Source organism: Pandoraea pulmonicola, from assembly GCF_000815105.2.
Lineage (GTDB): Bacteria > Pseudomonadota > Gammaproteobacteria > Burkholderiales > Burkholderiaceae > Pandoraea > Pandoraea pulmonicola.
Genome location: NZ_CP010310.2, coordinates 3,991,398 through 4,017,334, shown reverse-complemented (window position 1 = coordinate 4,017,334; position 25,937 = coordinate 3,991,398). Strand labels below are relative to the sequence as shown.

At 63.6% G+C, this 25,937-nt stretch carries 19 protein-coding genes and 1 pseudogene; 15 read left to right on the top strand and 5 right to left on the bottom strand.

Annotation, left to right across the window (positions count from 1 at the left end):
• Positions 1-149 precede the first annotated feature (149 nt).
• Complete coding sequence (gene mdtD, locus RO07_RS17080; protein WP_052266667.1) at positions 150-1,607, top strand: multidrug transporter subunit MdtD; 1,458 nt, start codon at positions 150-152, stop codon at positions 1,605-1,607.
• 24 nt (positions 1,608-1,631) lie between these two features.
• On the opposite strand, the gene RO07_RS17075 is transcribed toward mdtD, so the two are convergent.
• Positions 1,632-2,549, bottom strand: a complete 918-nt coding sequence (locus RO07_RS17075) for a LysR family transcriptional regulator (protein WP_039404319.1) — start codon at positions 2,547-2,549, stop codon at positions 1,632-1,634.
• A gap of 250 nt (positions 2,550-2,799) precedes the next feature.
• Here RO07_RS17075 and RO07_RS17070 point away from each other — a divergent pair, with 250 nt between their 5' ends.
• From RO07_RS17070 to RO07_RS17050, 5 genes are all read left to right on the top strand, one after another.
• Positions 2,800-4,197, top strand: coding sequence for a M20 family metallopeptidase (locus RO07_RS17070; protein WP_039404318.1), 1,398 nt, complete (start codon positions 2,800-2,802; stop codon positions 4,195-4,197).
• Positions 4,194-5,549 (top strand): MFS transporter, encoded by a 1,356-nt coding sequence (locus tag RO07_RS17065; protein ID WP_039404317.1) that lies wholly within the window; start codon positions 4,194-4,196, stop codon positions 5,547-5,549. The genes RO07_RS17070 and RO07_RS17065 overlap by 4 nt, the downstream gene beginning before the upstream one ends.
• Positions 5,550-5,894: 345 nt before the next feature.
• Entirely contained in the window at positions 5,895-7,196 is a 1,302-nt protein-coding gene (locus RO07_RS17060; protein WP_039404316.1) for an ArgE/DapE family deacylase, read from the top strand.
• Entirely contained in the window at positions 7,193-8,278 is a 1,086-nt protein-coding gene (locus tag RO07_RS17055; RefSeq protein WP_052266666.1) for a phosphotransferase, read from the top strand. The genes RO07_RS17060 and RO07_RS17055 overlap by 4 nt, the downstream gene beginning before the upstream one ends.
• Positions 8,265-9,593 carry an aspartate aminotransferase family protein gene (locus RO07_RS17050; protein WP_039404315.1) on the top strand — a complete coding sequence of 443 codons (1,329 nt, stop codon included), beginning with the start codon at positions 8,265-8,267 and terminating at the stop codon, positions 9,591-9,593. Before RO07_RS17055 ends, RO07_RS17050 begins: the two co-directional genes overlap by 14 nt.
• Positions 9,594-9,614: 21 nt before the next feature.
• On the opposite strand, the gene pdxR is transcribed toward RO07_RS17050, so the two are convergent.
• Positions 9,615-11,099, bottom strand: a complete 1,485-nt coding sequence (gene pdxR, locus RO07_RS17045) for a MocR-like pyridoxine biosynthesis transcription factor PdxR (protein WP_039404312.1) — start codon at positions 11,097-11,099, stop codon at positions 9,615-9,617.
• A gap of 179 nt (positions 11,100-11,278) precedes the next feature.
• Here pdxR and RO07_RS17040 point away from each other — a divergent pair, with 179 nt between their 5' ends.
• From RO07_RS17040 to RO07_RS17000, 9 genes and pseudogenes are all read left to right on the top strand, one after another.
• Positions 11,279-12,592 (top strand): MFS transporter, encoded by a 1,314-nt coding sequence (locus RO07_RS17040; RefSeq protein ID WP_039404311.1) that lies wholly within the window; start codon positions 11,279-11,281, stop codon positions 12,590-12,592.
• A 152-nt stretch (positions 12,593-12,744) separates the two neighbouring features.
• Positions 12,745-15,087: a bifunctional salicylyl-CoA 5-hydroxylase/oxidoreductase gene (locus RO07_RS17035; RefSeq protein WP_039404309.1), complete on the top strand. Its 2,343-nt coding sequence runs from the start codon at positions 12,745-12,747 to the stop codon at positions 15,085-15,087.
• Positions 15,088-15,096: 9 nt separating this feature from the next.
• Positions 15,097-15,918 (top strand): SDR family NAD(P)-dependent oxidoreductase, encoded by an 822-nt coding sequence (locus tag RO07_RS17030; protein WP_052266665.1) that lies wholly within the window; start codon positions 15,097-15,099, stop codon positions 15,916-15,918.
• A 178-nt stretch (positions 15,919-16,096) separates the two neighbouring features.
• Positions 16,097-16,960 carry an enoyl-CoA hydratase family protein gene (locus RO07_RS17025; RefSeq protein ID WP_039404308.1) on the top strand — a complete coding sequence of 288 codons (864 nt, stop codon included), beginning with the start codon at positions 16,097-16,099 and terminating at the stop codon, positions 16,958-16,960.
• 23 nt (positions 16,961-16,983) lie between these two features.
• Complete coding sequence (locus tag RO07_RS17020; protein ID WP_052266664.1) at positions 16,984-18,177, top strand: acyl-CoA dehydrogenase family protein; 1,194 nt, start codon at positions 16,984-16,986, stop codon at positions 18,175-18,177.
• 189 nt (positions 18,178-18,366) lie between these two features.
• Positions 18,367-20,010: an AMP-binding protein gene (locus tag RO07_RS17015; RefSeq protein ID WP_039404307.1), complete on the top strand. Its 1,644-nt coding sequence runs from the start codon at positions 18,367-18,369 to the stop codon at positions 20,008-20,010.
• An 84-nt stretch (positions 20,011-20,094) separates the two neighbouring features.
• Positions 20,095-20,565, top strand: a complete 471-nt coding sequence (locus RO07_RS17010; RefSeq protein ID WP_039404306.1) for an acyl-CoA thioesterase — start codon at positions 20,095-20,097, stop codon at positions 20,563-20,565.
• Positions 20,566-20,567: 2 nt separating this feature from the next.
• Positions 20,568-20,975 (top strand): RidA family protein, encoded by a 408-nt coding sequence (locus RO07_RS17005; RefSeq protein ID WP_039412607.1) that lies wholly within the window; start codon positions 20,568-20,570, stop codon positions 20,973-20,975.
• A 128-nt stretch (positions 20,976-21,103) separates the two neighbouring features.
• Positions 21,104-22,339 (top strand): annotated as a pseudogene (locus tag RO07_RS17000) (IS256 family transposase).
• Positions 22,340-22,811: 472 nt separating this feature from the next.
• On the opposite strand, the gene RO07_RS16990 reads toward RO07_RS17000, so the two are convergent.
• From RO07_RS16990 to RO07_RS16980, 3 genes are all read right to left on the bottom strand, one after another.
• The gene (locus RO07_RS16990; RefSeq protein ID WP_039404304.1) at positions 22,812-23,345 is read right to left on the bottom strand and encodes an ureidoglycolate lyase; all 534 of its coding nucleotides are present in this window, start codon (positions 23,343-23,345) and stop codon (positions 22,812-22,814) included.
• 41 nt (positions 23,346-23,386) lie between these two features.
• A complete protein-coding gene (alc, locus tag RO07_RS16985; RefSeq protein WP_039404302.1) occupies positions 23,387-24,409 on the bottom strand; it encodes an allantoicase in 1,023 nt (340 codons plus the stop codon).
• Positions 24,410-24,507: 98 nt separating this feature from the next.
• A complete protein-coding gene (locus RO07_RS16980) occupies positions 24,508-25,839 on the bottom strand; it encodes a C4-dicarboxylate transporter DctA (protein ID WP_039404300.1) in 1,332 nt (443 codons plus the stop codon).
• Positions 25,840-25,937 lie beyond the last annotated feature (98 nt).

Below are 25,937 nucleotides of genomic sequence, written 5' to 3'. Positions count from 1 at the left end.
GGGTCTCCCGACTGCGCCGCATTGCATTGGGAGGGACGGGGCGCGGCCTGTCAACGACGGCCGGTGGTGCGCAGTCGTGGTTGGCCGGTATGATCCGCATATCGCGGATGTAAGCGCATGGCTCACCGATTCTCACCGATCATCGACACATGACCTCACCCAATCCGGCCGCGTGGCGGCAGAAAGCGATGCTGTTCGTGGTCTCCGTCGGCTTCTTCATGCAGACGCTGGACTCGACGATCGTCAACACGGCGTTGCCGGCGATGGCGCGCGACCTCGGGCAGTCGCCGCTGCACATGCAGGCGGTCGTCATTGCCTATGCGCTGACGATGGCGGTGACGATCCCGCTCTCGGGATGGCTCGCCGATCGCCTGGGCACGCGTGTGGTGTTCTCCAGCGCGCTGACGATCTTCTCCGTCGGCTCGGCGATGTGCGCGTATTCCAGCACGCTCGACGCGCTGGTTCTCTGGCGCGTGGTGCAGGGCTTCGGCGGCGCGATGCTGCTGCCGGTTGGCCGCCTCGCGGTGCTGCGCACCTTCCCTCGCGAGCAGTATCTGCAGGCGCTGGCGTTCGTGGCGGTGCCCGGCATGATCGGACCGCTGATCGGGCCGACGCTGGGCGGCTGGTTCGTCAAGGTCGCCTCGTGGCATTGGGTGTTCCTCATCAATGTGCCCGTCGGCCTGCTGGGCTGCGTGGCGGCTCGTTTTTTCCTGATCAACGCACGGGCGCCGCACCCGACGTCGTTCGACGTCAAGGGGTACTTGCTGCTGAGCGTGGGGATGGTGGCGACGTCGCTGGCGCTGGATCGCCACGCCGATATGGCGGGCGCGCACGCGCTGATGCTGGTGTTGCTGGTCGTGGGCTTCGCCGGGTTCGTCGCCTACGGCCTCTATGCGAACCGTACGCCGCAGCCGCTGTTCTCGCTGGCGATGTTTCGCGTGCATACGTTCAGCGTCGGGCTGCTGGGCAATCTGTTCGCCCGCATCGGCATTGCGGCCGTGCCGTATCTCGTGCCGCTGCTGCTGCAGGTAAGCCTGGGGTACACGGCGTTCGAGGCGGGGCTGCTGATGTTGCCGATCACGATCACGGGCATCCTCGCCAAGCGTCTGGCGACGTATCTCGTCATCCGCCATGGCTATCGGCCTGTGCTCGTGTGGAACACGATTCTCGCGGGCTGTGTGATCGCGAGCTTCGCGCTCGTCACGCCGGGCTATCCGGTACCGCTGTTGATCGTTCAACTGGGCATTCTGGGCGGTATCAACTCGATCCAGTTCACGGCGATGAACACGCTCACGCTCAAGGACCTCAACCCGGACGACGCGAGCGGCGGCAACAGCCTGTTCTCGCTCGTGCAGATGCTGGCGATGAGCTTCGGCCTGACCGTCGGCGGCGCGCTGCTCGTGACGTTCACGGGCGCGTTCGGTGAGAACACCGGCGTGGGGGCACTGCCGGCGTTCCGGGCGACGTTCGCGTGCGTCGGCTTCATCACCTGCTGTTCGTCGTGGATCTTCGGCCAATTGACCGACCGCGAGCAGATAGCCAACGACGATGGCGACGACGCCCAGACCCGGGCCGTTTCCGCGACACCGCCTCCGCCGGGGGCGTGATGCAGGAGGCGGGGCGCGACGCCGTCAGGTGGACGGCTCGTCGAGGATTTCCGGCGCCCGGATGGCGTCGATGAGCAGGCCGAGGAAGGCTTCGACGGGGGCGGGCAAGGTGCGTCCGGCCATGGTCTGCACTTGCAGCGAGCGCTGGTGCAGCGCCGGATTGCGGATCGGGATGGCGACAAGGCCCTCGGGCGCGAGCCGGCTGCGCACCGTCAGCAAGCCCGTGAGCGTGACGGCGTGTCCGGAGCGCACGAAGCTGTGCAGCGCTGCGTGATAGTTGCTGATGAACACCGGCTCGAACAGCAGGCCTTCCAGCGTGCAACACAAATCGAACATCTGCCGGATGGTCACGCCGGCGTTCGATAGCGCAAGCGGGTAGGGGAGCAGGTCGGCGAGCGCGATGTCGCGGCGCTTCGCCAGCGGATGGCGCTTGGCCATCAACGCGTAGATCGGCGCCGGTTGCGTGTGCACCACCTGGACGCCTTTTTCCGGCGCCACGCTGAAGCACACGGCGATGTCCGCTTCGCCGTCCCGCACACGCGCGGTGGCGTCGGGAGGCGATACGACGTCGAGCAGAAAGTGCGCGCCGGGATAGGCCTCGCGAAAGCGAGCGAACACCTGCGGCAGAAATTCGCGGGCCACGCCTTCGGCGCCGGCCACACGAATCGTGGCGCGTCCCACTTCGGAGAGGCCGCGGATTTCCGAAGTGACCCGCTGGGTATCGAGCAGCACCCGGCGCGCATGGTCCGCGAGCAATTCTCCGGCCTCGCTCAACACCATGCCGCGCGGACGTCGCTCGAACAGCGGCGTGCCCAGATCCTCTTCCAGTTTCGCAATTTGACGGCTGAGCGCGGACACCGCGACATGCAGCCGTTCCGACGCGCGGCTGAGCGAACCGGTGCGGGCGACTTCGAGAAAGTAGCGCAGGGCGTGAGTTTGCATGGCGGTGGTTGAGCGTGCAATGGCGTGTAAAGGGGTGTGCAACCGGTGTGTGACGGCGCGAAAGCGGCGTTCCGGCGGCATTCCTGCTTTGCCGAAACGGCAATGAAACCTTCGAAATATTATCATTGTTGTCAAAAACACCCGCTCCTAGAATGGCCTGAACGGTTGTGCCGCAGCGTGCCACCGACACGCGTCGCAGTGATGAGCAAGACCGGCAGCCGTGCCCTCACAAGCCATCTGGAGACATGCCGTGACCCGTAGTGCAGCGATTTCCCAAGCCACCGCCCAGTACGATTCGGGTGCGTTTCTCGAAACCCTCAACCGCCGCGTCGCCTACAGGACCGAGAGTCAGGAGACGGACAGCGGCGACATACTTCAAGCCTATCTCGCCGACGAGATGACGCCCGCCCTCGCGGCGCTGGGTTTCACGTCCCGCATCGTGCCCAATCCCGTGCCGGGCGGCGGGCCGTTCCTCATCGCACAGCGCCACGAAGGCGACGACCTGCCGACGGTGCTGACCTACGGACACGGCGACGTGGTGCGCGGCTACGACGCGCAATGGCGCGACGGCCTCGAGCCGTGGGAGATCGTGGTGGAGGGCGACCGCTGGTACGGCCGTGGCACCGCCGACAACAAGGGGCAGCACACGATCAACCTGACGGCGCTGGCGGAAGTGCTGGCGGCGCGGGGCGGCAAGCTTGGCTACAACGTCAAGATGATCGTCGAGATGGGCGAGGAGATGGGTTCGCCCGGGCTGCATGCGATCTGCGAGCAGTTGCGCGATGAATTGCGCGCCGACGTGCTCATCGCGTCCGACGGCCCGCGGCTGGCGGCGTCCCGTCCGACGGTGTTCCTCGGCTCGCGCGGTCTCGTCAATTTCAAACTGAGTCTGAATCTGCGCGAAGGCGGGCATCACTCCGGCAACTGGGGCGGGTTGCTGCGCAACCCGGGCATTGTGCTGGCGAATGCGATTGCGTCGATGGTCGACGGCAACGGCAAGATCCTCATCGAGGGTCTGCGTCCGCCTGAGTTGCCGGCATCGGTGCGCCGTGCGCTGGCCGGTCTCGACGTGGGCGGCGGCCCGAACGATCCCGAGGTCGACGTCGATTACGGCGAGCCGGGCCTGACGCCGACCGAGCGCGTGATCGGGTGGAACAACATCGAAGTGCTGGCGTTCAAGACAGGCAATCCCGAGAAGCCGGTGAACGCGATTCCGCCCTATGCCTATGCGCACATGCAGATTCGCTTCGTGGTCGGCACGGACTGGGAGCGACTGGGCGAGATCGTGCGCGCGCATCTCGATGCACACGGGTTCCCGATGATCGATGTGGAAGTCGAGCGCGGTGTGATGGCAACGCGCCTCGACCCGGAGGATCCGTGGGTGCTGTGGGCGCTCGCGTCGATGCGCGAGACGACCGGCAAGGCGCCGGTCCTGCTGCCGAACCTGGGCGGCACGTTGCCCAACGACGTGTTCGCCGATGTGCTCGGGCTGCCGACGCTGTGGGTGCCGCATTCGTACCCGGCGTGCTCGCAGCATGCGCCGGACGAACATCTGCTGGGATCGGTTGCGCGTGAAGCGTTGCAGATCATGGCGGGGCTGTTCTGGGATCTGGGGGACGTGGACCTGAGAGAGGGGAAACCGCAATGAACAGTGCTGCTGCCGCCGCCAGGGCGGACCAAGCGGATGGTGCATCCGCGACGGAAAGGAATGGAGCACGCGGCGACGTGCCCGTCTACAAGCTGATCGCCGCGACGTCCATCGGTAATGCGCTCGAATGGTACGACCTCATCGTCTACGGCTATTTCGCGGTGACGATCTCGAAGCTGTTTTTTCCCGCGCATGACGAGACGGTGTCGTTGCTGATGGCATTGGGCACGTTTGCGCTGTCGTATCTGGCGCGCCCCTTGGGGGCGTTCGTGCTGGGTGCATACGCCGATCGGCGGGGCCGCCGGGCGTCGCTCATGTTGTCGATCGCGATGATGACGCTGGGTACGGGGTTGATTGCGTTCATGCCGACGTATGCGGCGATCGGCGTCTGGGCGCCGATCGGCATCTTCGTGTCGCGCCTGATGCAGGGCTTCTCGGCGGGTGGGGAGTTTGGGAGCTCGACGGCGTTCCTGGTCGAGCACGTGCCGAACCGGCCGGGCTTCATGTCGAGCTGGCAGTTTGCGAGTCAGGGCGCGAGCACGTTGCTGGCATCGGCGTTCGGGGCGGTGCTTACCGGTGCGCTCACGCAGCCGCAACTGGAGTCGTGGGGCTGGCGGATTCCGTTCCTGTTCGGCATGCTGGTCGGTCCGATCGGTCTGTACATTCGTCGATACATGGACGAGACGCCAGCGTTCGAACAGGATGTTGCGCGCAAGCAGGCCGAGAAGTCGACGCAGGCGGGAGACGGCCAGTCGCCGGTGTGGGAGGTGCTTGCCACGCAGAAGTCTCGGCTGCTGGTGTCCATCGGCGCGCTGATTCTGACGACGACGGCGAACTACATGATTCTCTACATGCCGACGTACGCCACGAAGCAACTGGGCTTGCCGCCGTCGCAGGGCTTCATCGCGACGTTGGTGACGGGCTTTGTCATCATGACGCTCACGCCGTTTGTGGGGCACTGGTCGGACAAGGTCGGTCGCATCCGCATCATGCTGGCGGCCGGGGTGCTGTTCCTGTGCACGGTGTATCCGGCGTTCGCGTTCATGAATGCGCATGCATCGCTGGCGACGATGATGGTGGTGATGCTCTGGGTCGGCACGTTGAAGGCGGTGTATTTCGCGCCGATTCCGGCATTGATGTCGTCACTGTTTCCGACGAGAACGCGCGCGACGGGCATGGCCGTCGGCTACAACCTCGGGACGACGATCTTCGGTGGCTTCACGCCGCTGGCCGTGGCATGGCTGATCGCGGCGACGGGCAACAAGCTGGCGCCCGGGCTGTACCTGATGGTCGGTGCGGTGATCAGCCTGACGACGCTGCTGATCGCGCGCTTCCGGATGGGGGCGAAATAAGGAGGGGCGCGAGGCGAGGTGGCTACCTACGAAGATCTACAGGGCGAGCCGAATTGACGGGGCGCCCTGTGGCGGCTGGAACTGGCAGTCCACCGTATTCGGAAGTCTCACGAACGGAACATGACTGGCGGGGCTTTGGGGTGAGTACGATATTTCAAGCTCACGTACCGACCTCACGACTCGCCATAAGCGGTCGTGGTGGTTCGACCGTACATAAGAAAAACATCAGAGTGGCTATACAGGATATTTAGGAAAGAAAATAATATTAAGTCCTCTTTGGGTGTGTGAATACGCGGAGCGGACATGCAGGTGAAAGGAAACGGGGACCGTCCTGGGGGGCGCTTGATGCGCCTCGGAGAAATCGAAAAGCTGAAAGAAGACCTCTGCGCCGCCGTCGATGCCGGCTTCGATGCGCAGGTGGAGTTGCTTGCGAACTTGGTGAGGATCCCGTCCCAGCGTGGCGAGGAGTCCAGGGCCCAGGCCTTCATGGCGGATGTCTACCGGCACCGTGGCTACGACGTGGACTCCTGGAAGATCGATGTCGACGAGATCCGCGAACTGCCGGGCTTCTCGCCGGTGGCCGTGTCCTATGACGAAGCGATCAATGTCGTCGGCACGCATCGGAGCCGCACACGCACGGGGCGTTCGCTGATCATGAACGGGCACATCGACGTCGTGCCCGTGGGGCCGACGGATCGCTGGACAAAAGACCCGTACGGTGCCGAGATCGTGAATGGCTGGATGTACGGACGTGGCGCCGGAGACATGAAGGCTGGGCTGCTGGCCTGTGTCGCCGCCATGGATGCCTTGGGTCGTATCGGTTTGCAGCCGGCAGCGGACGTGTTCCTGCAATCCGTCGTCGAGGAAGAGTGCACCGGTAACGGCGCACTGGCTTGCCTTGCCCGCGGATATCGTGCGGACGCCGCCTTCATTCCAGAGCCGCTCGAACCCAAACTGCTGCGGGCTCAGGTCGGCCCGATCTGGTTCCAGGTACAGGTAGATGGCGATCCGCAGCACGCGTCGGCGGCTTTCTCCGGTGGCGGCGCCAACGCGATCGAGAAGGCGATGTACTTGATCGAGTGTCTCAAGACACTGGAGACCCGCTGGAATGAGCGCAAGGTGCACCACAAACACTTCTGCGACCATCCGCACCCCATCCGCTTCAATCTGGGCAAGATCGTCGGTGGCGACTGGCCGTCCAGCGTGCCGGCCTGGTGCAATTTCGACATGCGTGTGGCCGTCTACCCAGGCCAGCGCCTGGCCGACACGCGAGCCGAGATCGAAGCCTTTATCGCGCAAGCTGCGGCAGCGGATGAATTCCTGCGGGATCACCCGCCGCGTGTGATCTATCACGGGTTCATGGCGGACGGGTATGCACTGGAAAACTCAGAAGAGGTTGAGTCAGTGTTGCGCGAGGCACATGAGGCGGTATTTCGTGAGCCGCTGCTCGAGCACGCAACGTCCGCCGCGACCGACGCACGGTTCTTCGGACTCTACGCAGACACGCCCGCCATCGTCTACGGCCCTCGTTGCCGCATGCCGCATGGCTATGACGAATCCGTCGATCTGGCGTCCGTCAAACAGGTGACGAAGACGCTCGCGCTCTTCATCGCAGGCTGGTGTGGTCTCGAGGAAAAACAGCGATGAAGAACGAGAATCTCGAATTCCAGGCCGATGAGGTGCTCAATGCGCGTGTTGAGAAATGGCCCCTTGAGCAGGTCCGGGCACTTGCCCTCGACGTGTTCGGCGTGGCAGGTGAGATCACGGCATTGACGGGCGAGCGTGACCAGAACTTTCAGTTGAAGACGGGCGATGGCGTCGACTATCTGCTCAAGGTGACCCATCCGGCAGAGGCGCGTGAAGTCACGACGTTTCAGACGAAGGTGCAGGAGCGCCTGATGGCAGCCACGAATGCACTGCCCGTGCCGCACATCATTCGTGCCAAGGACGGACAACCGATTCATTGGCATACGGGCTCAGCCGGCGCAACTCATGCCGTCCGGCTCATGACGTTCCTGCCGGGCATTCCGCTCTACAAGGCGAATCGCAGCGCCGCCCAACGCGCCGCGCTGGGTCGCGCCCTGGCGCAGTTCGACATGGCGTTGACGGGCTTCGACATTGAGCCGCCGTACAGGACGTTTCTGTGGGACACACAACGGGCCGATCAACTCCGTGGGTTGCTTCCGTTTATCGAGGACCCGGCGCGCCGTGAGCTCGCGCAACGTCTGATGGACCGCTTCGAGCACGAGGTCAGGCCCCAACTGGCAAGCCTGCGGCGGCAGGTGATTCACAACGACCTGAACGCCTACAACGTCATGGTTGATTCGGCGTGGCACGACAAGGTCACCGGCATCCTGGACTTCGGCGACATCGTTATTGGGCCGCTGGTATTCGATGTGGGCGTCGCAGCGGCTTACCAGCTGGCCCCGACCGGCAATCCACTGGTCACCGCAGGCGAGTTCATTGCCGGATACCACGCGACCAACCCGCTGACCGACGCGGAAATCGACCTGCTGCCGGACTTGATCGCCACGCGACTGCTGACGACCGTGGCAATCACCGGGTGGCGCGCAACGCTGCATCCGGAAAATCGCGAATACATCCTGCGCAACAACCCGCTGTCGTGGGACGGGCTGCTGCGTATGTCGACGATGTCGAGAAACGAAACTGTCGGCACGATCCGTCGTGCCATTGAAACGTTTGAGGAGTGCCTGCATGTCAATGGATAAAGCCATGCTCAATGCGTTCGATCCGAGCAAGGTCGATGGCCTGGACGCCAATGAGAAAAAGATGATCGAGCGTCGCCGCAAAGTGCTCGGCCCGTCGTACCGCCTGTTCTACGAGCGTCCCGTGCAGTTCGTCCGGGGAAAGGGGGTACGTCTGTATGACAAGGCCGGCAACGAGTATCTGGACGCGTACAACAACGTCGCGTCGGTGGGGCACGCTCACCCCCGCGTGGTTGCTGCCATCGCGGAGCAGGCCGCAACGCTGAACACGCATACCCGCTATCTGCACGACGGCATTCTCGACTATGCCGATCGTCTGCTGGCAACGTTTCCGGCCGAACTGTCGCAGGTAATGTTCACCTGTACCGGCAGTGAGGCCAACGATCTGGCGTTGCGCGTTGCCCGCCGTCACACGGGCGGCTCGGGGATCATCGTTACCAAGCTGGCATATCACGGCGTTACGGCATCTGTCTCGGCAGTCTCGCCGTCACTTGGCGCCGCTGTGCCGTTGGGCATCGACGTTCGTACCGTGTTGGCGCCCGATGCTTACCGGGAGCCGAATGTCGATCTGGCGACATTGCTGGCCGAGCGCGTACAGGCGGCAGTCGACGATCTGAAGCGTCACGGCATCAAGCCGGCCGCGTTGCTTGTCGACACGATCTTCTCCAGCGACGGCGTGTTCAGCCACCCGATCGGCGTGCTGTCGAAAGCCGTCGATGTCATTCGCAAGGCCGGCGGCGTATTCATCGCGGACGAGGTGCAGGCCGGCTTCGGTCGCACGGGCTCTGCCATGTGGGGCTTCCAGCGTCACTCGGTGGTGCCGGATATCGTCACGATGGGCAAGCCGATGGGCAATGGTCATCCGATCGCCGCAATGGTCGCCAGGCCTGAAGTGATCAAGGTGTTTGGCGAGGAAGCCCGATACTTCAACACCTTTGGCGGCAACCCGGTGTCGTGTGCGGCCGCGATGGCGACCCTCGACGTCCTTCAGACCGAGGGGTTGCAAGAGAACGCCGCCAAGGCGGGCGAGCGCCTGCGCGCCGGATTCCGCGAGCTCGCGCAACAGCACGACATCATTGGCGATGTTCGCGGCGATGGCCTGTTCATTGGCGTCGAGCTGGTGAAGGATCGTGCCACGAAAGCGCCGGCGCGCGAAGAAACGACCGGGTTCGTCAACGCCATGCGCGAGGAGCGGGTTCTGATCAGTGCGACCGGCCTGCATGGCAACGTACTGAAGGTTCGCCCCCCGCTGGCCTTTACGCCGGCCGATGCCGACATCCTGCTCGATGCGGCGGCCCGGGTACTGGCACGCCGCTGAACCGCGCATGAAGCCGCCCGCCTAGCGGCGTGGCGGCTTTGAAGCAATCTCGATGGCCTGGGCAAGTTTTTTCACGCCCGGGCCAATGGCTTCCATCGATACGCCGCCGAAACCGAGCACGATGGCGTTTCGGTTAGGGGAGGGCGCGTCGGATACGAGGCGCGGCTTGCCGAGAATCAGTCCCAGGCGAGTGGCTTCGTCTCGCAAGCGCTGAATCGCGACTTCCTTGCCCAGGCGTCCAAAGACGTGCAAGCCTGACTTTGCGCTGGATAGCGTCAGGGCGTCGCCAATTTCCTGCCCGATGACGTCCCGCAGCAGTTGCTGCCGTGCCGCATATTCCAACCTCATGCGGCGAATGTGTTGCGACAGATGCCCCTCCGAAATGAGATCGGCAAGTGCCGCCTGGGTGTGAAGCTGCCCCGGCCGGTATATCTCGACGCAAGCCGCGGAGAAGCTACGGGCCAGATGCTGCGGCACGACCATGTAGCTCATGCGCATGCCCGGGAAAGTGGCCTTGCTGAACGTTCCCATATAGATGACGTGACCGTCCGTATCGAGTCCCTGCAGGGAGGGCAACGGGGCGCCGTCGTAGCGAAACTCGCTGTCGTAATCATCCTCCAGAATCCAGAGTCCCAACTTGCGAGCCCGCTCGAGCAGTTCAAGGCGCCGGCTGAGCGGCATGACGACGCCCGTCGGGTATTGATGCGACGGACTCACCGCGGCGAGTCGAGTGCGTTTGGACAGCTTGCTGGCTCGCAGGCTGGCGCCTTGCTCGTCGAGGACAAGCGGATCCACGTGCAAGCCGGCTGCCGCGAGCACCGACGGGAACGCCCAGTGACAGGGGTTCTCGACCAGCACGCGATCTCCAGCGTCGGTCAGCAGGCGTGCGCACAGGTCAATCGACTGGTGCGTTCCCGACGTAATGATGACTTGACTGGGTTCGCAGACGACCGAGCGTGAAATGCCCAGATAGTTGGCAATGGCCTCACGCAATGGCAGATAGCCAGCGCCCTCCATCGCGTACCCGGAAAGCGGCAGATTGGCACGTGCGATATGCCGTGTCAGCAGGCGCTTCCAGATATGGAAGGGAAACATCGTCGCGTCGGCGACACCCGGCACGAATGCGCCGGCGTGGTACGGAATGCCGCCAGGGCCTTTGGCCAATTGCTCGCCGCGCCGAGATAGCGAAGTCCATGGCTTGGCAGGCGCGGCCTGATCGGGCGCGGTTCGGGGCATCGCGCCCGTCTGCGCGACAAACGTGCCGCTACCGCTCGTCGCCGTCAGATACGACTCGGTGACAAGCCGATCGTAGGCGAGCGAAACGGTGATGCGCGAGACGCCCAATTCCAAGGCCAGTTGACGAGACGACGGGATTTTCTGGCCGGGAACAAGCGTGTGATCGAGCACGGCACGACGCACGACTTCGTAGATTTGACGCTGCAGCGAGTGGACCGATTCGCGCGAAAGCGCACTCGACAGCAGGTCGGAGAGAAGCACTTCTTTCACGGGGAAGTGGACTTAAAACTGGTATTTTGGTGGCTATATAAGTTATAGCCATCGACTGCTATCGTCAACGCTGGAAATGGTCACGTTGCCTACGCCTGTGAACCTTTCGACAGCGTTGGCAACCGGGGGGGCCAGCGGCAAACCAACTGATCTGACTGATTAGAAATCAGGGGACGTTAATGAACAAGACAGCAGAGCACCAACCTTTCCGAGCGGCACTTGCCGCATTCTTCGGAACGATGATCGAGTGGTATGACTTTTACTGTTACGGAACCGCCGCCGCCCTTGTTTTTGGCGACGTTTTCTTTGCAACCGGCGATCCATTGATGGGGACGCTGGCGTCTCTGGGGACCTTCGCTGTCGGGTTTGTTGCGCGGCCATTCGGCGCACTGATCTTCGGCCACTTGGGCGACAAGATCGGGCGCAAGCGGAGTCTGATCATTACTCTCATGCTGATGGGGGTGGCTACGACGCTGATCGGTCTGATTCCCAGCTATCACTCCATCGGCATCAGTGCCACCGTCATCCTGGTGCTGCTGCGCCTGATACAGGGCATTGCCGTCGGCGGGGAGTGGGGCGGAGCCGTGCTGATCGCCAGCGAGCACGCGCCGGAGAAGTGGCGCACGATCATCGCCTCGGCGCCGCAGTACGGCAGTCCGGTCGGCCTGATTCTCGCAACGCTGATCTTTCGTGTCATGTCGGGATTGCCGCAATCCGATTACCAGTCGTGGGGCTGGCGCATTCCCTTCCTGATCAGCGGCGTTCTGGTTATCGTCGCGTTCATCATTCGTCGTAACGTCAACGAGAGCCCCGAACTCGAACGGCGCAAGGCGGAAGGCAGGATCAGCGATGTCGCCCCGGTCCGCCTGGTGTTTCGCAATCACAAGAAGGCTTTATTCCTGGGTATTGCCTTCTGCATGTTGGGCATTTCAGGCTTTTACTTCGTCACGACGTTGATGATCTCGTTCACGACGACCTATCTGAAAGTCTCCAAGCCGGACATCCTGGACATCATTGCCTGGACCGGTGTGGTCGAGCTCATGAGCTTTCCGATCGGCTCGTACATTGCCCATCGGATTGGCGAGCGCAAGTTCCTGATGTTCGTCACAGGCGCAGCGACGCTGTGGGCGTTGCCGATGATGCAACTTGTCAGTTCCGGCAACGTCGCCAATATTGCCATCGCAATTCTGGTGGCCACGACATTTATCGGCGGGTACTACGCGGTGCTGTCAGCCTACCTGCCGCGCGCGTTTCCCGTCGAGATGCGTTACACGGGCATTTCACTGAGCTTCCAGATCTGTGGTGCGATCTTCGGTGGCACGACGCCGCTGATCGGCCTGTGGGTTGCCAAATCGTTCGGCGCGCAATGGCTGCCGCTCGGCCTCATGTTCCTGGTCATCACCGGTGCAACGTTCCTGGCCGCCGTTTTCCTGCCCAACAGGGAAAGCATGCGTTCGGGCAAGGTGGAGGCGCGGTCGCTGCATTCCGCGTAATAAGTGTTTTCCCCATCCCCGCCGCGCGGGCCGGCACCGGCCTTGCTGCGGCATTTTTTTTTCGCTAGTATTTTAGGTATAAACTATTTACGATTTAACAAAGGTCGAGAAGTCGGCAAGCGCGACGCGATCTGTACTTCCGGAGGCTGGAGATGAATATCGTCTGTATCGGTGGCGGTCCCGCGGGCCTGTATTTCGGGTTGTTGATGAAGCTGCGCCAACCGTCGCACCGCGTGGTGGTGGTCGAGCGCAACCGACCCTACGATACGTTCGGCTGGGGCGTCGTGTTCTCCGACGCCACGATGGACAACCTCCAGGAAGCCGACCCGGCGAGCGCCGCGCAGATCAACGCCGCCTTCAACCACTGGGACGACATCGACATCCACTTCCAGGACCGCACCATCACCTCGGGCGGTCACGGTTTCATCGGCATCGGCCGCAAGAAGCTGCTGAACATCCTGCAGGCGCGCTGCGAAGCGCTCGGCGTCGAGCTCGTCTTCGAGACGGACGTCACCGACGATCAGGAGATCGCGCGCCGCTATCAGGCCGACCTGGTCATCGCCTCGGACGGCCTGAACAGCCGCATCCGCACCCGCTACGCCGACACGTTCCGCCCGGACATCGACACCCGCCGCAACCGCTTCGTCTGGCTCGGCACGCATCAGCGCTTCGACGCGTTCACGTTCGCCTTCGAGAAGACCGAACACGGCTGGTTCCAGGCCCATGCCTACCAGTTTGACGCCGACACGTCGACGTTCATCGTCGAGACGCCCGAGGAGGTCTGGCAGGCCCACGGCATCGATCGGATGAGCCAGGAAGAGGGCGTGAAGTTCTGCGAAAACCTCTTCGCGAAATACCTCGGCGGCCATGAACTCATGAGCAACGCCAAGCACCTGCGCGGCTCGGCCATCTGGATCCGCTTCCCGCGCGTGATCTGCGAGCACTGGGTGCACTGGAGCGATGTCGATGGCAAGCGCGTGCCGATCGTCCTCATGGGCGACGCCGCGCACACCGCTCACTTCTCGATCGGCTCCGGCACCAAGCTCGCGCTCGAAGACGCCATCGCGCTCGCGGACGGCCTCGGCACCGAGGGCGTCGACGCCCTGCCGCGCGTGCTGGCCGACTACGAAGCCGTCCGCGGCGTCGAAGTGCTCAAGATCCAGAACGCCGCGCGCAACTCCACCGAATGGTTCGAAACGGTCGAGCGCTACGCGCGCTTCGCCCCGGAGCAGTTCGCCTATTCGCTGCTCACGCGCTCGCAGCGCATCTCGCACGAGAACCTGCGTGTGCGCGATGCCAGCTACGTCGAAGGTTACGAGGACTGGCTGGCCGAACGCGCGGGCGTGACGCGCGCCGCGGGCCAGCACGCCATTCCGCCGATGTTCACGCCGTTCCGCGCGCGTGAGCTCACGCTCAAGAACCGTATCGTGATGTCGCCGATGGCCATGTATTCGGCCGTCGACGGCGTGCCCGGCGATTTCCACCTCGTCCACCTCGGCAGCCGCGCACTCGGCGGCGCCGGCATGATCGTCGCGGAAATGACCTGCGTGTCGCCCGACGCACGCATCACTCCGGGATGCCCTGGCCTGTGGAACGACGAACAGCGCGACGCATGGAAGCGCATCGTCGACTTCATCCACGCGGGCAGCGACGCGAAAATCGCCATGCAGCTCGGCCACGCCGGGCGCAAGGGCTCGACGCGTCTGGCCTGGAACGGCATCGATCAACCGCTCGACGACGGCAACTGGCCGCTGATTTCGGCCTCCGCGCTGCCCTATATCGACGGCGTGTCGCAAACGCCGCGCGAGATGACGCGCGCCGACATGGACCGCGTGAAGGACGATTTCGTGCAAGCGGCTCGCCGCGCGGCCGAGGCCGGCTTCGACTGGCTGGAACTGCACTGCGCGCACGGCTATCTGCTCTCGAGTTTCATCTCGCCGCTCACCAACCATCGCGGCGACGAATATGGCGGCTCGCTGGAGCATCGTCTGCGCTACCCGCTGGAAGTGTTCCACGCCGTGCGCGATGTGTGGCCCGCCGCCAAGCCGATGTCGGTGCGCATCTCCGCGCACGACTGGGTGGAAGGCGGTATCACGCCGGATGACGCCGTCGCCATTGCGCGTGCCTTCAAGGACGCCGGCGCGGATCTCATCGACTGCTCGTCGGGGCAGGTGAGCAAGGACGAAAAGCCGGTCTACGGCCGCATGTTCCAGACGCCGTTCGCCGATCGCGTGCGCAACGAAGCCGGCGTCCCGACGATTGCCGTGGGCGCGATCTTCGAAGCCGATCACGTGAACAGCATCATCGCATCCGGCCGCGCCGACCTATGCGCGCTCGCCCGTCCGCATCTGGCCGATCCGTTCTGGACGTTGCACGAAGCGGCGAAAATCGGCTACAAGGACCTCGCCTGGCCCGCGCAGTACCATGCCGGCAAACGGCAGTACGAGACCAATCTGGAGCGTGCTGCCGCCTACGCTCAACAGATCGGTAAATAAGGACAGTTCATGACGTCGACGACACCCCAGGCCAACCCGGCCGCCACGGTACCCGCCACGCTCCAGGGCGTGCACGCGCTCGTGACGGGCGGCGCGCGCGGCATCGGCGAGGCCGTGGCGCGCTCGCTGCTCGCACAAGGCGCGCGCGTGACGCTGCTCGGGCGCAGCGAGGCGGCGTTGGCGAGCGGCGCGCAGGCGCTGGCCTCGCTCGGCGAGGTCGCATGGGTGAGTGCGGACATTGCCGACGCGGCCGCCGTCGATGCCGCCTTCGCGCGTGCGGCCGAGCGTTTCGGCCCTGTGCAGGTGCTGGTGAACAACGCCGGACAGGCGGTGAGCGCCCCGTTCGGCAAGACGGACAGCGTCCTCTGGCAACAGATGATCGACGTCAACCTGACCGGCACGTTTCACTGCATTAGCGCGGCGCTGCCGGGCATGCTGACGGCCGGCTGGGGGCGTATCGTGAACGTTGCGAGCACGGCGGGTCTCATCGGTTATCCGTACGTGACGGCATACTGCGCGGCCAAGCACGGCGTGGTGGGCCTCACGCGCGCGCTGGCGCTGGAGGTGGCGAAGAAGGGCGTGACGGTCAACGCCGTTTGCCCGGGCTATACGGAGACGGACATCGTGCGCGACGCCGTGGCGAACATCGTCGCCAAGACGGGGCGCAGCGAGGAGGAAGCCCGCGCGGAACTGGCCAGGCGCAATCCGCAAGGCCGCCTGGTGCAGCCGCAGGAAGTCGCGGACGCCGTGCTGTGGCTGTGCCAGCCCGGTGCGGGCGCCATGACGGGACAGTCGCTCGCGGTCGCGGGCGGCGAAGTGACCGTCGGCTGAACCTCGGCGGCGCCGTCGGGCGCCGGACCGGGACCCCGCAGGAAACGCAGTCGAACATTCGTGACGTCGCACCGCTCTCAGGCAGGCGACGCCATTTCAACCCGCAGGATCGACGGGCATCGCAAGGGACGCAGGGTTGCACCCGGCGAGGTCCGACGAGATCAAAGGAGATCGGCCAATGAGTGACGTGAAACTGACGATGGCGCATCACAAGCGCCCGTTCGCGAACTATGAAGCCAGGCACTTTCTGTGGTCGGTGTCGAACGACGCGCAAGGGCGTCCGAGCATCGGCACGATCACGCTGAACCGCCCCGACAAGAAGAACCCGCTGACGTTCGATTCGTACGCCGAGCTGCGCGATCTGTTCCGCGGCCTCGTCTACGCGACGGATATCAAGACGGTGGTCGTCACGGGCGCGGGCGGCAATTTCTGTTCGGGCGGCGACGTCCACGAGATCATCGGCCCGCTCACGAAGATGAGCATGCCGGAGTTGCTCGATTTCACGCGCATGACGGGCGATCTGGTCAAGGCGATGCGCGCCTGCCCGCAGCCGATCGTCAGCGCCATCGACGGTATTTGTGCCGGCGCCGGCGCGATGGTGGCGCTCGCCTCCGACATGCGCCTCGGCACGCCGCAGACGAAGACGGCATTCCTGTTCGTGCGGGTGGGGCTGGCCGGCGCGGACATGGGCGCCTGCACGCTGCTGCCGCGCATGATCGGCCAGGGGCGCGCCTCGGAGCTGCTTTACACGGGACGTGTGATGACGGCGGACGAGGGCCTGCAGTGGGGCTTCTTCAACGCGCTGCACGACAGCGGCGCCGTGCTCTCCGCCGCGCAGACCCTTGCCGATCAGATCGCCTGCGGCCCGACCTTCGCGCACGGCGTGACGAAGAAACTTCTGCATCAGGAATGGAACATGGGCGTGGACGAGGCGATCGAGGCCGAAGCCGAAGCGCAGGCCATCTGCATGCAGACGCAGGACTTCCGCCGCGCCTACGACGCTTTTGTCGCAAAGCAGAAGCCGGTATTCAAGGGCGACTGAGTGCGCCGGGACGAGACGACAAGATGAGCGATATCACGCCTCAAAATGCCCAGAACACACGTAACGCCGATTTTCTGGCGTGGCCGTTTTTCGACGACGCCCATCGGCGTCTGGGCGCCGAGCTTGACGGCTGGTGCTCGCGCGAGCTGAGCGTCGACCATCACGCGGACACGGACGCGACGTGCGTCTCGCTGGTGCGCCAGCTGGGGCGCGCCGGCTGGTTGAAGTACTGTGTGCCGGCCAGTCACGGCGGCGCGCTCGACAGGCTGGATTCGCGCGCCCTGTGCGTGTTGCGCGAAACGCTTGCGCGCCACGACGGTCTGGCCGACTTTGCCTTCGCGATGCAGGGCCTCGGCAGCGGCGCGATCACGCTCGCCGGCAGCGACGCGCTCAAGCAGCGCTATCTGCCGCGCGTGGCCTCGGGCGAAGCGATTGCCGCGTTTGCATTGTCGGAGCCCGCGGCCGGTTCGGACGTTGCCGCGATGGCCTGTTCGGCGACGCCGGACGGTGACGACTACGTGCTCAACGGCGAGAAGACGTGGATTTCGAACGGCGGTATCGCCGATTTCTACTGCGTGTTCGTGCGCACGGGCGAAGCACCGGGCGCGCGCGGCATCAGCGCTTTCGTGGTGGATGCGAATACGCCGGGCCTGACGATCGCCGAGCGCATCGACGTGAGCGCACCGCATCCGCTCGCGCGTCTGAAGTTCGAGAACTGTCGCGTGCCGGCGTCGCAACGCCTGGGCGATGCAGGGCAGGGCTTCAAGGTGGCGATGATGACGTTGGACATCTTCCGCGCCTCGGTGGCCGCGGCGGCGCTGGGTTTCGCCCGTCGGGCGCTGGATGAGGGGCTGGCGCGCGCGAAGTCGCGCGAGATGTTCGGTCAGACGCTCGCGGACTTCCAGATCACGCAGGCGGCGCTGGGCGACATGGCGACGTCGGTGGACGCGGCTGCGCTGCTCACGTATCGCGCCGCCTGGCAGCGCGATGTGCAGGGCCTGCGCACGACGCGTGAAGCGGCGATGGCGAAGATGTTCGCGACGGAGTCGGCGCAGCAGGTGATCGATCGCGCGTTGCAGATGTTCGGCGGCGCGGGCGTGGTGTCGGGCGCGGTCGTGGAGCGTCTGTACCGTGAAATTCGCTCGCTTCGGATTTACGAAGGGGCGACGGAAGTACAAAAACTGATCATCGCGCGCGAATTGCTCAAGGACGGCTGAGCGCCGTCTCCGGCACCCGGTGCCCGAACGGCGGCGGGGTTCGATGCGTGGGACATGGCTTGTGATGTGCGCAGTGCAGCCTGTGGAGACAGGGACGGCATGGCGTCTTGCAGAACACTTGGAAGCACTTTGAAGCGTCGGACGGCTGCGCTGACGTCATGCTTGATTACCGGGGGCAAGGAGAAGCACATGGAACGATCTGGACATCTCGACACTTTCGCGCGCGACAATCTGCCGCCCGTGGATCAGTGGCCCGAGTTTCTGCTCGACAATCCGGACGTGGCATACCCGGCGCGCATCAACTGCGCCGCCGAGCTGCTGGATCGCGCGATCGCGCAGGGACGAGGCGACGCGCCCGCGATCTATTCGGTGGAAAACGGCAAACGCACGGTAACGTCGTATCTCGGCCTGCGCGAGATGGTGGATCGGATCGCGCACGTGCTGCGCAACGACATGGCGCTGGTGCCGGGCAATCGTGTATTGCTTCGCGGGCCGAACAATCTGTTCATGGCTGCCGCATGGCTGGCGGTGATCAAGGCAGGTCTGGTGGGCGTGCCGACGATGCCGCTGCTGCGCGCGAAGGAGCTCAAGCAGATCATCGACAAGGCGGAGGTGTCGGCCGCGCTTTGCGACGGACGTCTGAAGGAGGAGCTGGAGTTCAATCGTCAGGCGGGGCATGAGTATCACTGCCCGGTGCTCACGCAGGTGGTCTATTTCCACGACGTGGGTGAGGACTCACTGGAGGCCCGCATGGCCCGTCAGCCGGCAAGTTTCGACGCCTGCGACACGGCGGTGGATGACGTCTGTCTGATCGCCTTCACGAGCGGCACGACGGGGCAGCCGAAGGGCACGATGCATTTCCATCGCGATGTGCTTGCGATGTGCGATCTGTTCCCGCGTCATGTGCTCAAGCCGGGGCCGGACGATATCTTCTGCGGCACGCCCCCGTTAGCGTTCACTTTCGGCACGGGCGGCCTGTTGACTTTCCCGCTGCGCGTGGGGGCTGCCACGGTGTTGTTGGAGAGGCTCTCTCCGGACACGCTGCTGGAGGCCATCGCGGAGTATCGCGCGACGATCTGTTTTACGGCCCCGACATTCTATCGCCAGATGGCGGCGCTCGTCGGCAAGTACGATCTGTCGAGCCTGAGGAAGACGGTGTCGGCCGGCGAGGCGTTGCCGGACGCGACCCGCCAGCTCTGGAAGCAGGCCACGGGCATCGAGATGATCGACGGCATCGGCGGCACGGAGATGATTCACATCTTCATCTCGGCGGCCAACGGCGATGTGGTTCCCGGTGCGATTGGCAAGCCGGTGCCGGGCTATATCGCGATGATCGTGGACGACGCGATGCAGCCGCTGCCGCCGGGGCAGGTCGGCAAGCTGGCGGTGAAGGGGCCGACGGGCTGCCGCTATCTGGCCGACTCGCGCCAGACGAATTATGTGAAGAACGGCTGGAATCTGCCGGGCGACACGTTCATGTGCGACGAAGCGGGCAATTACTACTATCAGGCTCGCTCGGACGACATGATCGTCTCGGCCGGGTATAACATCGCGGGCCCGGAGGTGGAGTCGGCGTTGCTCAAGCACCCCTCGGTGGCGGAGTGCGGCGTGGTGGGCGCGAACGACGATGCGCGCGGGCAGATCGTGAAGGCTTATGTGGTGCTCAAGGCGGGCGAGCCGCGCGACGAGGGGATGGTCAAGGCGCTTCAGGAGTATGTGAAGGCTAACATCGCCCCCTACAAGTATCCGCGGGCGATCGAGTTCGTGGACGCGCTCCCGCGCACGGAAACGGGCAAGCTGCAGCGCTTCAAGCTGCGGCAAATGGCGCGGTAATGACCGGCTCGCCATGGCAGGCGAGCGAGGCGCTCCAGTCGGCGCTCACTCACTTTCAGGCGATGTAACGCAGGAGGAAAAATTATGGCGGGGGCTGATGTGGCGGCACACGCGTTCGTGAAGCCGTTGCTGGTGCGCTTCAAGCACTGCGACCCGGCGGGCATCGTGTTTTATCCGCGCTATTTCGAGATGATCAACGATCTGGTCGAGGACTGGTGCGACGAAGGGCTCGGTCTGTCGTTCGGCGAGATGCATCTGCGCGATGGTTTGGGAGTGCCGACGGCGAACGTTGAATGCCGTTTCAGTGCACCCAGTTTTTTGGGCGAGACGCTGACGCGCTCGCTGGAGGTCACGCGACTGGGTCGTTCGTCGATGACGCTGCGCATCCGGTTTGCCGGCGCGAACGACGACACGCGTTTGCAAGCCACGCTGGTGCTGGTCTGGGTCGTGAAAGGCGAGGGCGGCAAGCCCGTCCCGATCGAGGTGCCCACCGCACAGCGTGAAGCGATTGTGTGCTACGCCGCACCCGATTCTGTAATTGAAGGAGTGTCCTGATGCTGCAAGTTTTGCAACCGCCCGATTGGGCGAAACCGCGCGGCTATGCGAATGGCATGGCTTTCGAAATGACTGCCGGCAGCCGTATCGTGTTCGTTGGTGGTCAGATCGGCTGGAACGGGCAGCAACGTTTCGAAACGGATGATTTCGCACTCCAGGTCCGCCAGACGCTGGAGAACATTGTCGCGATTCTCGCCGAGGGTAACGCGAAGCCGGAGCACATCGTACGCATGACGTGGTACGTGAAGAACAAGGAGGAGTATGTGGCAAGCTATCCCGCGATCGGCGAACACTATCGTGCCGTGATCGGACGCCACTTTCCCGCGATGACGGCCGTGGAAGTGGCCGATCTGGTGGAGGACGAAGCGAAAGTGGAAATCGAGGTGACGGCAGTGGTGCCGGCAGGCTGAGCGGTTGCTTCTACTCCCTGGATCGCAAAGCGAGGGCGCATGGTTTTGCGCCCTCGTTTCTTTTGATGCCGCGAGCCTATCCGAAACTTTGTGTGTGGGGCATAAACTGATGGCCAAGGAGCCACTTTATGCCACGCAAACGCAAGGAAGAAGTGACGATTGAACCGGGCAAGGGCTTGAACCTGGACCCGGAACTCATCAAGCAACTGGTACCCGGTACGCTGGATCGGGCCACAATCAACGAGCAGCTCGCGGCCCTCAAGAAGGCAATCTTCGAGCGTGCGCTGGGCGGCGAACTGACCCACCACCTGGGCTACGAGAAGGGCGATGCCAAGTCGGTAGGCCGCACGAACCATCACAACGGCACCAGCCGCAAGCGCATCGCAACCGACGACGACCTGCTCGACGTCGAGATTCCGCGCGACCGCGAAGGCACCTTCGATCCGGTGCTGATCGCCAAGGGCGAGCGACGCTTCACCGGCTTCGACGACAAGATCATCGCGATGTACGCACGCGGCATGAGCGTGCGGGAGATCCAGGGTTTCCTGCTGGAGATGTACGGCATCGAGGTGTCGCCGGACTTCATCAGCACGGTGACCGATGCTGTGATCGACGAAGTGCGCGAGTGGCAGCAGCGGCCGCTCGAACCAATGTACCCGGTCGTGTTCTTCGACGCCTTGCGAGTCAAGATCCGCGACGAAGGCATCGTGCGCAACAAGGCGATCTACCTGGCGCTGGGCGTGCGCCGCGACGGCACACGTGACGTGCTGGGCCTTTGGATCGAGCAGACCGAGGGGGCCAAGTTCTGGCTGCGGGTGGTGAACGACCTGAAGCTGCGCGGCGTGCAGGACATCCTGATCGCCGTGGTCGACGGTTTGAAGGGCTTCCCGGAAACGACGGTCCAGACCTGCATCGTGCATCTGATCCGAAACTCGCTGGACTTCGCCAGTTGGAAAGACCGGAAATCGGTCGCAGCGGCGCTCAAGGAGGTCTATCGGGCACCGTCGGCCGAAGCGGCTGCCGTGGCGCTGGATACGTTCGATACGAGCCCTTGGGGTACGAAATACCCTCCGATTGCCGCACTCTGGCGCCGAGCCTGGGATCAAGTGATTCCGTTCTATGCCTTCGCACCCGACATCCGGAAAATTGTATAGACGACCAACGCGATCGAGTCGCTGCACATGCAGCTTCGAAAGATCATCAAGGCGCGCGGCCACTTCCCGTCGGACGAGGCCGCACTCAAACTGATCTGGCTGGCGCTGCGCAACGTCGTGGCCAAGTGGACCGGTTCCCGGCACGATTGGAAGAGCGCCATGACCCAGTTCGCGCTGCTTTACCCGGAACGATTCAACATTGGCGTCTGAATCTCAACCCGCCTCACACACGGAATTCCGGATACCTTCGCTCACCTGTGGGCGAGTATTTCCTACTTCAAGTTCCACGCTCGCACCTTCCGCGTCTTTCCCCCGACGGAGCGGGGCCCCATTGCGTCACTCAAACAGTGACCCAACTCGCGCCGCAACGGGGCCCCGCTCCGTCCCCCTCCACGCCCTCAACGCTTCAACCGACACCGCCCGCTTCTCGCGCTCACCTCCCACCACCCCAGTCCCGTCGACACCCATCGACTCCAGCACCAACGCGACGCCGCACCCGCCCCGCACGTGCTCCGCAACTGCGCGGGACGGCCGCGCCATCGCTCATACCCCACCAGTCCCTCCCAACCTCCTACCCGCTCCAACTTCCTCCGCCCATATGACCGCCTCAGCTTTTCTACCTCCATAAGAAACGCCGGGATTTACCCGGCGTTTATCTCATGCTTGCTGTTGCTTTTACTGCTTACGCGGCCTTCTTTGGCGCTCGGGCAGCATCCAACGCCGCCTGCGTCAATAAATACTCGCCCGGCAAATCCTGCTCGTCACAGTTGGGCCCCTCCCCCCCACGATCGACCACCACGAAGTCACTCACCTCATCCAACGCCAACAACGGGTGATGCCACACGCCCCGCGCATAGTTCACCCCCTGCCAACCCTCCGACACAAACGCCCGCATCCGGCTCACATCCAACTCGCCCACCGGCGCCACCACCACCAGATACGGCGTCGCCTTCAACGGAATGAACGCCTGGCTGCCCAGCGGATGACGCTCCAGCATTTTCACCTCGTACGGCAACCGACGCGGCTGACCCCGGAACACATTGATCAACGTACGACCACCCTCCGGCCCCAGATCCACCGTCGCCAAGTCGTGATACCGCTCCGTCGTCCCACCATTGATCGCAAAATGCCTCGCGCCCGACAACTCGATCACATCCCCAAACGGCGCAAACGCCTCCCGCGTCAATCGCTCTATCTTCAACGTCGGACCCGACATGTCACGTTCTCCTTGTTTGCTCTCTTCGTGTTCCCCGCGCTTTACGCCTTCTTCTCACTCAAACGGCCCCACAGCCGCAGACGCGACACGCCACCGTCCGGAATGATGTTGAAGCGAATGTGCGTGATCGCCCCCAGCTTCTGCACCGGCTCTTCGAAGAAGAACTGCTTGTCCATCGCCAACTTCTGCTCAGGCAACAACACCGGCCAGAACATCGACTGCGTAATCAACGACTGCTCGGTGCCACCCGTCACATACGCCCCCTGGATGGAACACCGATCCGGGAAGTTGCCCTTGAAGTGCGCGGTGTCGACTTCGATCTTCACGATCTCGCCCGGCTGCGCCAGCGCAATGATGGCCCAGTCGTTACCCGGCTCACGACGGCGACGCGTCTCCCAGCCATCCCCCATGTTCACACCCCGGCCCGGCATCAGCAGGTTCGACGCCAATCCGAAATGCTGGTTGTTCGCCGCCACGACGTACCCGCCGTTTTCCATCGCCACCAGATCGATCAACTCGTCACGCGAACGGCCCGCCCAATCGCTCTGCGGCAACCCGTACAGGCGCAGACGCGCCAGACCACCGTCGGGATACAGGTTCACGCGCACGTGAGTCACCGCACGCTGGTCGGCAATCGCATGGTAATGGTGCGCATTGCCCTGCAGAGTGGTCGACGGCAGCAGCTCGAACCACTCGGCCGACGCGGACGGTACACCGTTCGGGCTGTAGCAGCCCTCGAGCGAGGCGGCCGGCGGGAAGTTGCCGGTGAAGTGGCTGGTGTCGAGATCGACGCCATACAGCACACCCGCGCGCGCCAACTTGACCACGCACCAGTCGTAGCCGTTCACGCGCTTGCGACGCGTCTCCCACCCGTCCATCCACTTGCCGTTCTCGTCGTACTTGCCCGGGATGAACACCGCCGGCTCGGGATTGAGCATGCGCTCCTTGGCCGCAAAGAATTCGTCGCTGGCCTCCAGCGCCTGCGCCCCAAGACGCGGATCCGCCAGATTGACATAACGGCGCACGAATTCCGGTGCGTTCGGATCTTGCGGGACGATTGCCATGTTGCAATTCACTCCAGAAAAAGGTGCCGACGCTCTGCGTCGGCGGAAGTTCGTTTCAGTCGGTCATGCCAACCCGGTCGCAATCCCGGCCGCGACGCTCAGCGCGTCAGGGCTGCATTGGCAGTTGTCGAATTCTCGGTGTCACCTTCGTTCGCCACGGCAATCGGCTCGTAGGGCAGGGAGCCATCGAGGACTTTGTGTGCTCTCGCGAAGTCGACGTCTTTTTCCCACGCAGCCACGACGAGCGTCGCCACGCAATTGCCCAGCAGGTTGGTGATCGCCCGGGCAATGCCCACGAACCAGTCCACCGGCAGAATCAACACGAGACCGATGACGGGAATTGCCGGGATGGCCGCCAACGTTGCCGCCAGAATCACGATCGCCGAACCCGGAATGCCATGCGCGCCCTTGGATGTCAGCAACGATACGAGAACGACAAGGATCAGGTCATGCGTGGACAACGGCGTATTGGTCGCCTGTGCAATGAAGATGACCGCCAACGTCAGATAGATGGAGAACCCGTCGAGGTTGAACGAGTAACCCGTCGGAATGACCAGGCCCACGGTGGATTTCTTGATGCCCATCCACTCGAGCTTGCGCATGACCGCCGGCAACACGGCATCGGAGGACGCCGTGCCCAAGACGATGGACAACTCTTCGCGGAAGTATTTGATGAACTTGAAGATGTTGAATCCGGCCAGGCGCAACACGCCACCCAGCACGACGGTCACGAAGACGAAGCAGCTCAGGTAGAACATGAGCACCAGCAAGCCCAATTGCTTGAGCGACGCCGCACCGTATTTGCCCGTGGTGAACGCCACCGCTCCCAGTACACCCAGCGGCGCAAGCCGGATGATGAACGCCATCACGCGGAAGAAGACATGGCTCAGATCTTCGATGAAGCGCGCCACCGGTCGGCCACGCTCGCCAATCGCCGCCAACGCACACCCGAACATCACGGAAAACACGAGGATCTGCAAAATGTCGCCCTTGGCAAAGGCGTCGGTCACGGTGTTCGGGATGATCTTCAACAGGAATCCCGCCGTGTCCTTCAAGCTCTTGGCATTCTCGGTATACGCCGCCATCGCGCTCGGATCGAGACTGCGAATGTCGATGTTCATGCCCTCGCCCGGACGCGTGACCCACGCCAGCACCGCACCAATGACGAGCGCAAAGGTGGTGATGATCTCGAAATACACCACGGCCTTCACCCCCACTCGGCCAACCTTGCGCAAATCGCCCGCACTCGCCATCCCGCTCACCACCACGCAGAACACGATGGGGCCAATCACCATCTTGATCAACTTCAGAAAGCCGTCGCCCAACGGACGCAACGACTCTCCCAACTGCGGAAACCAAATGCCAAGCGCCACGCCCACTATCAAGGCAATGACGACTCGGCCAAATAACGAACGGAACAGCTTGGGCATGGTTTGTCTCCTCTGCCTGCGCAATCGCTCTCTCGCATCGCGCAATCTCTACGTCTGACGGATAACTCTCGGGGGCTGATTTCTGTACGGCAATCTCT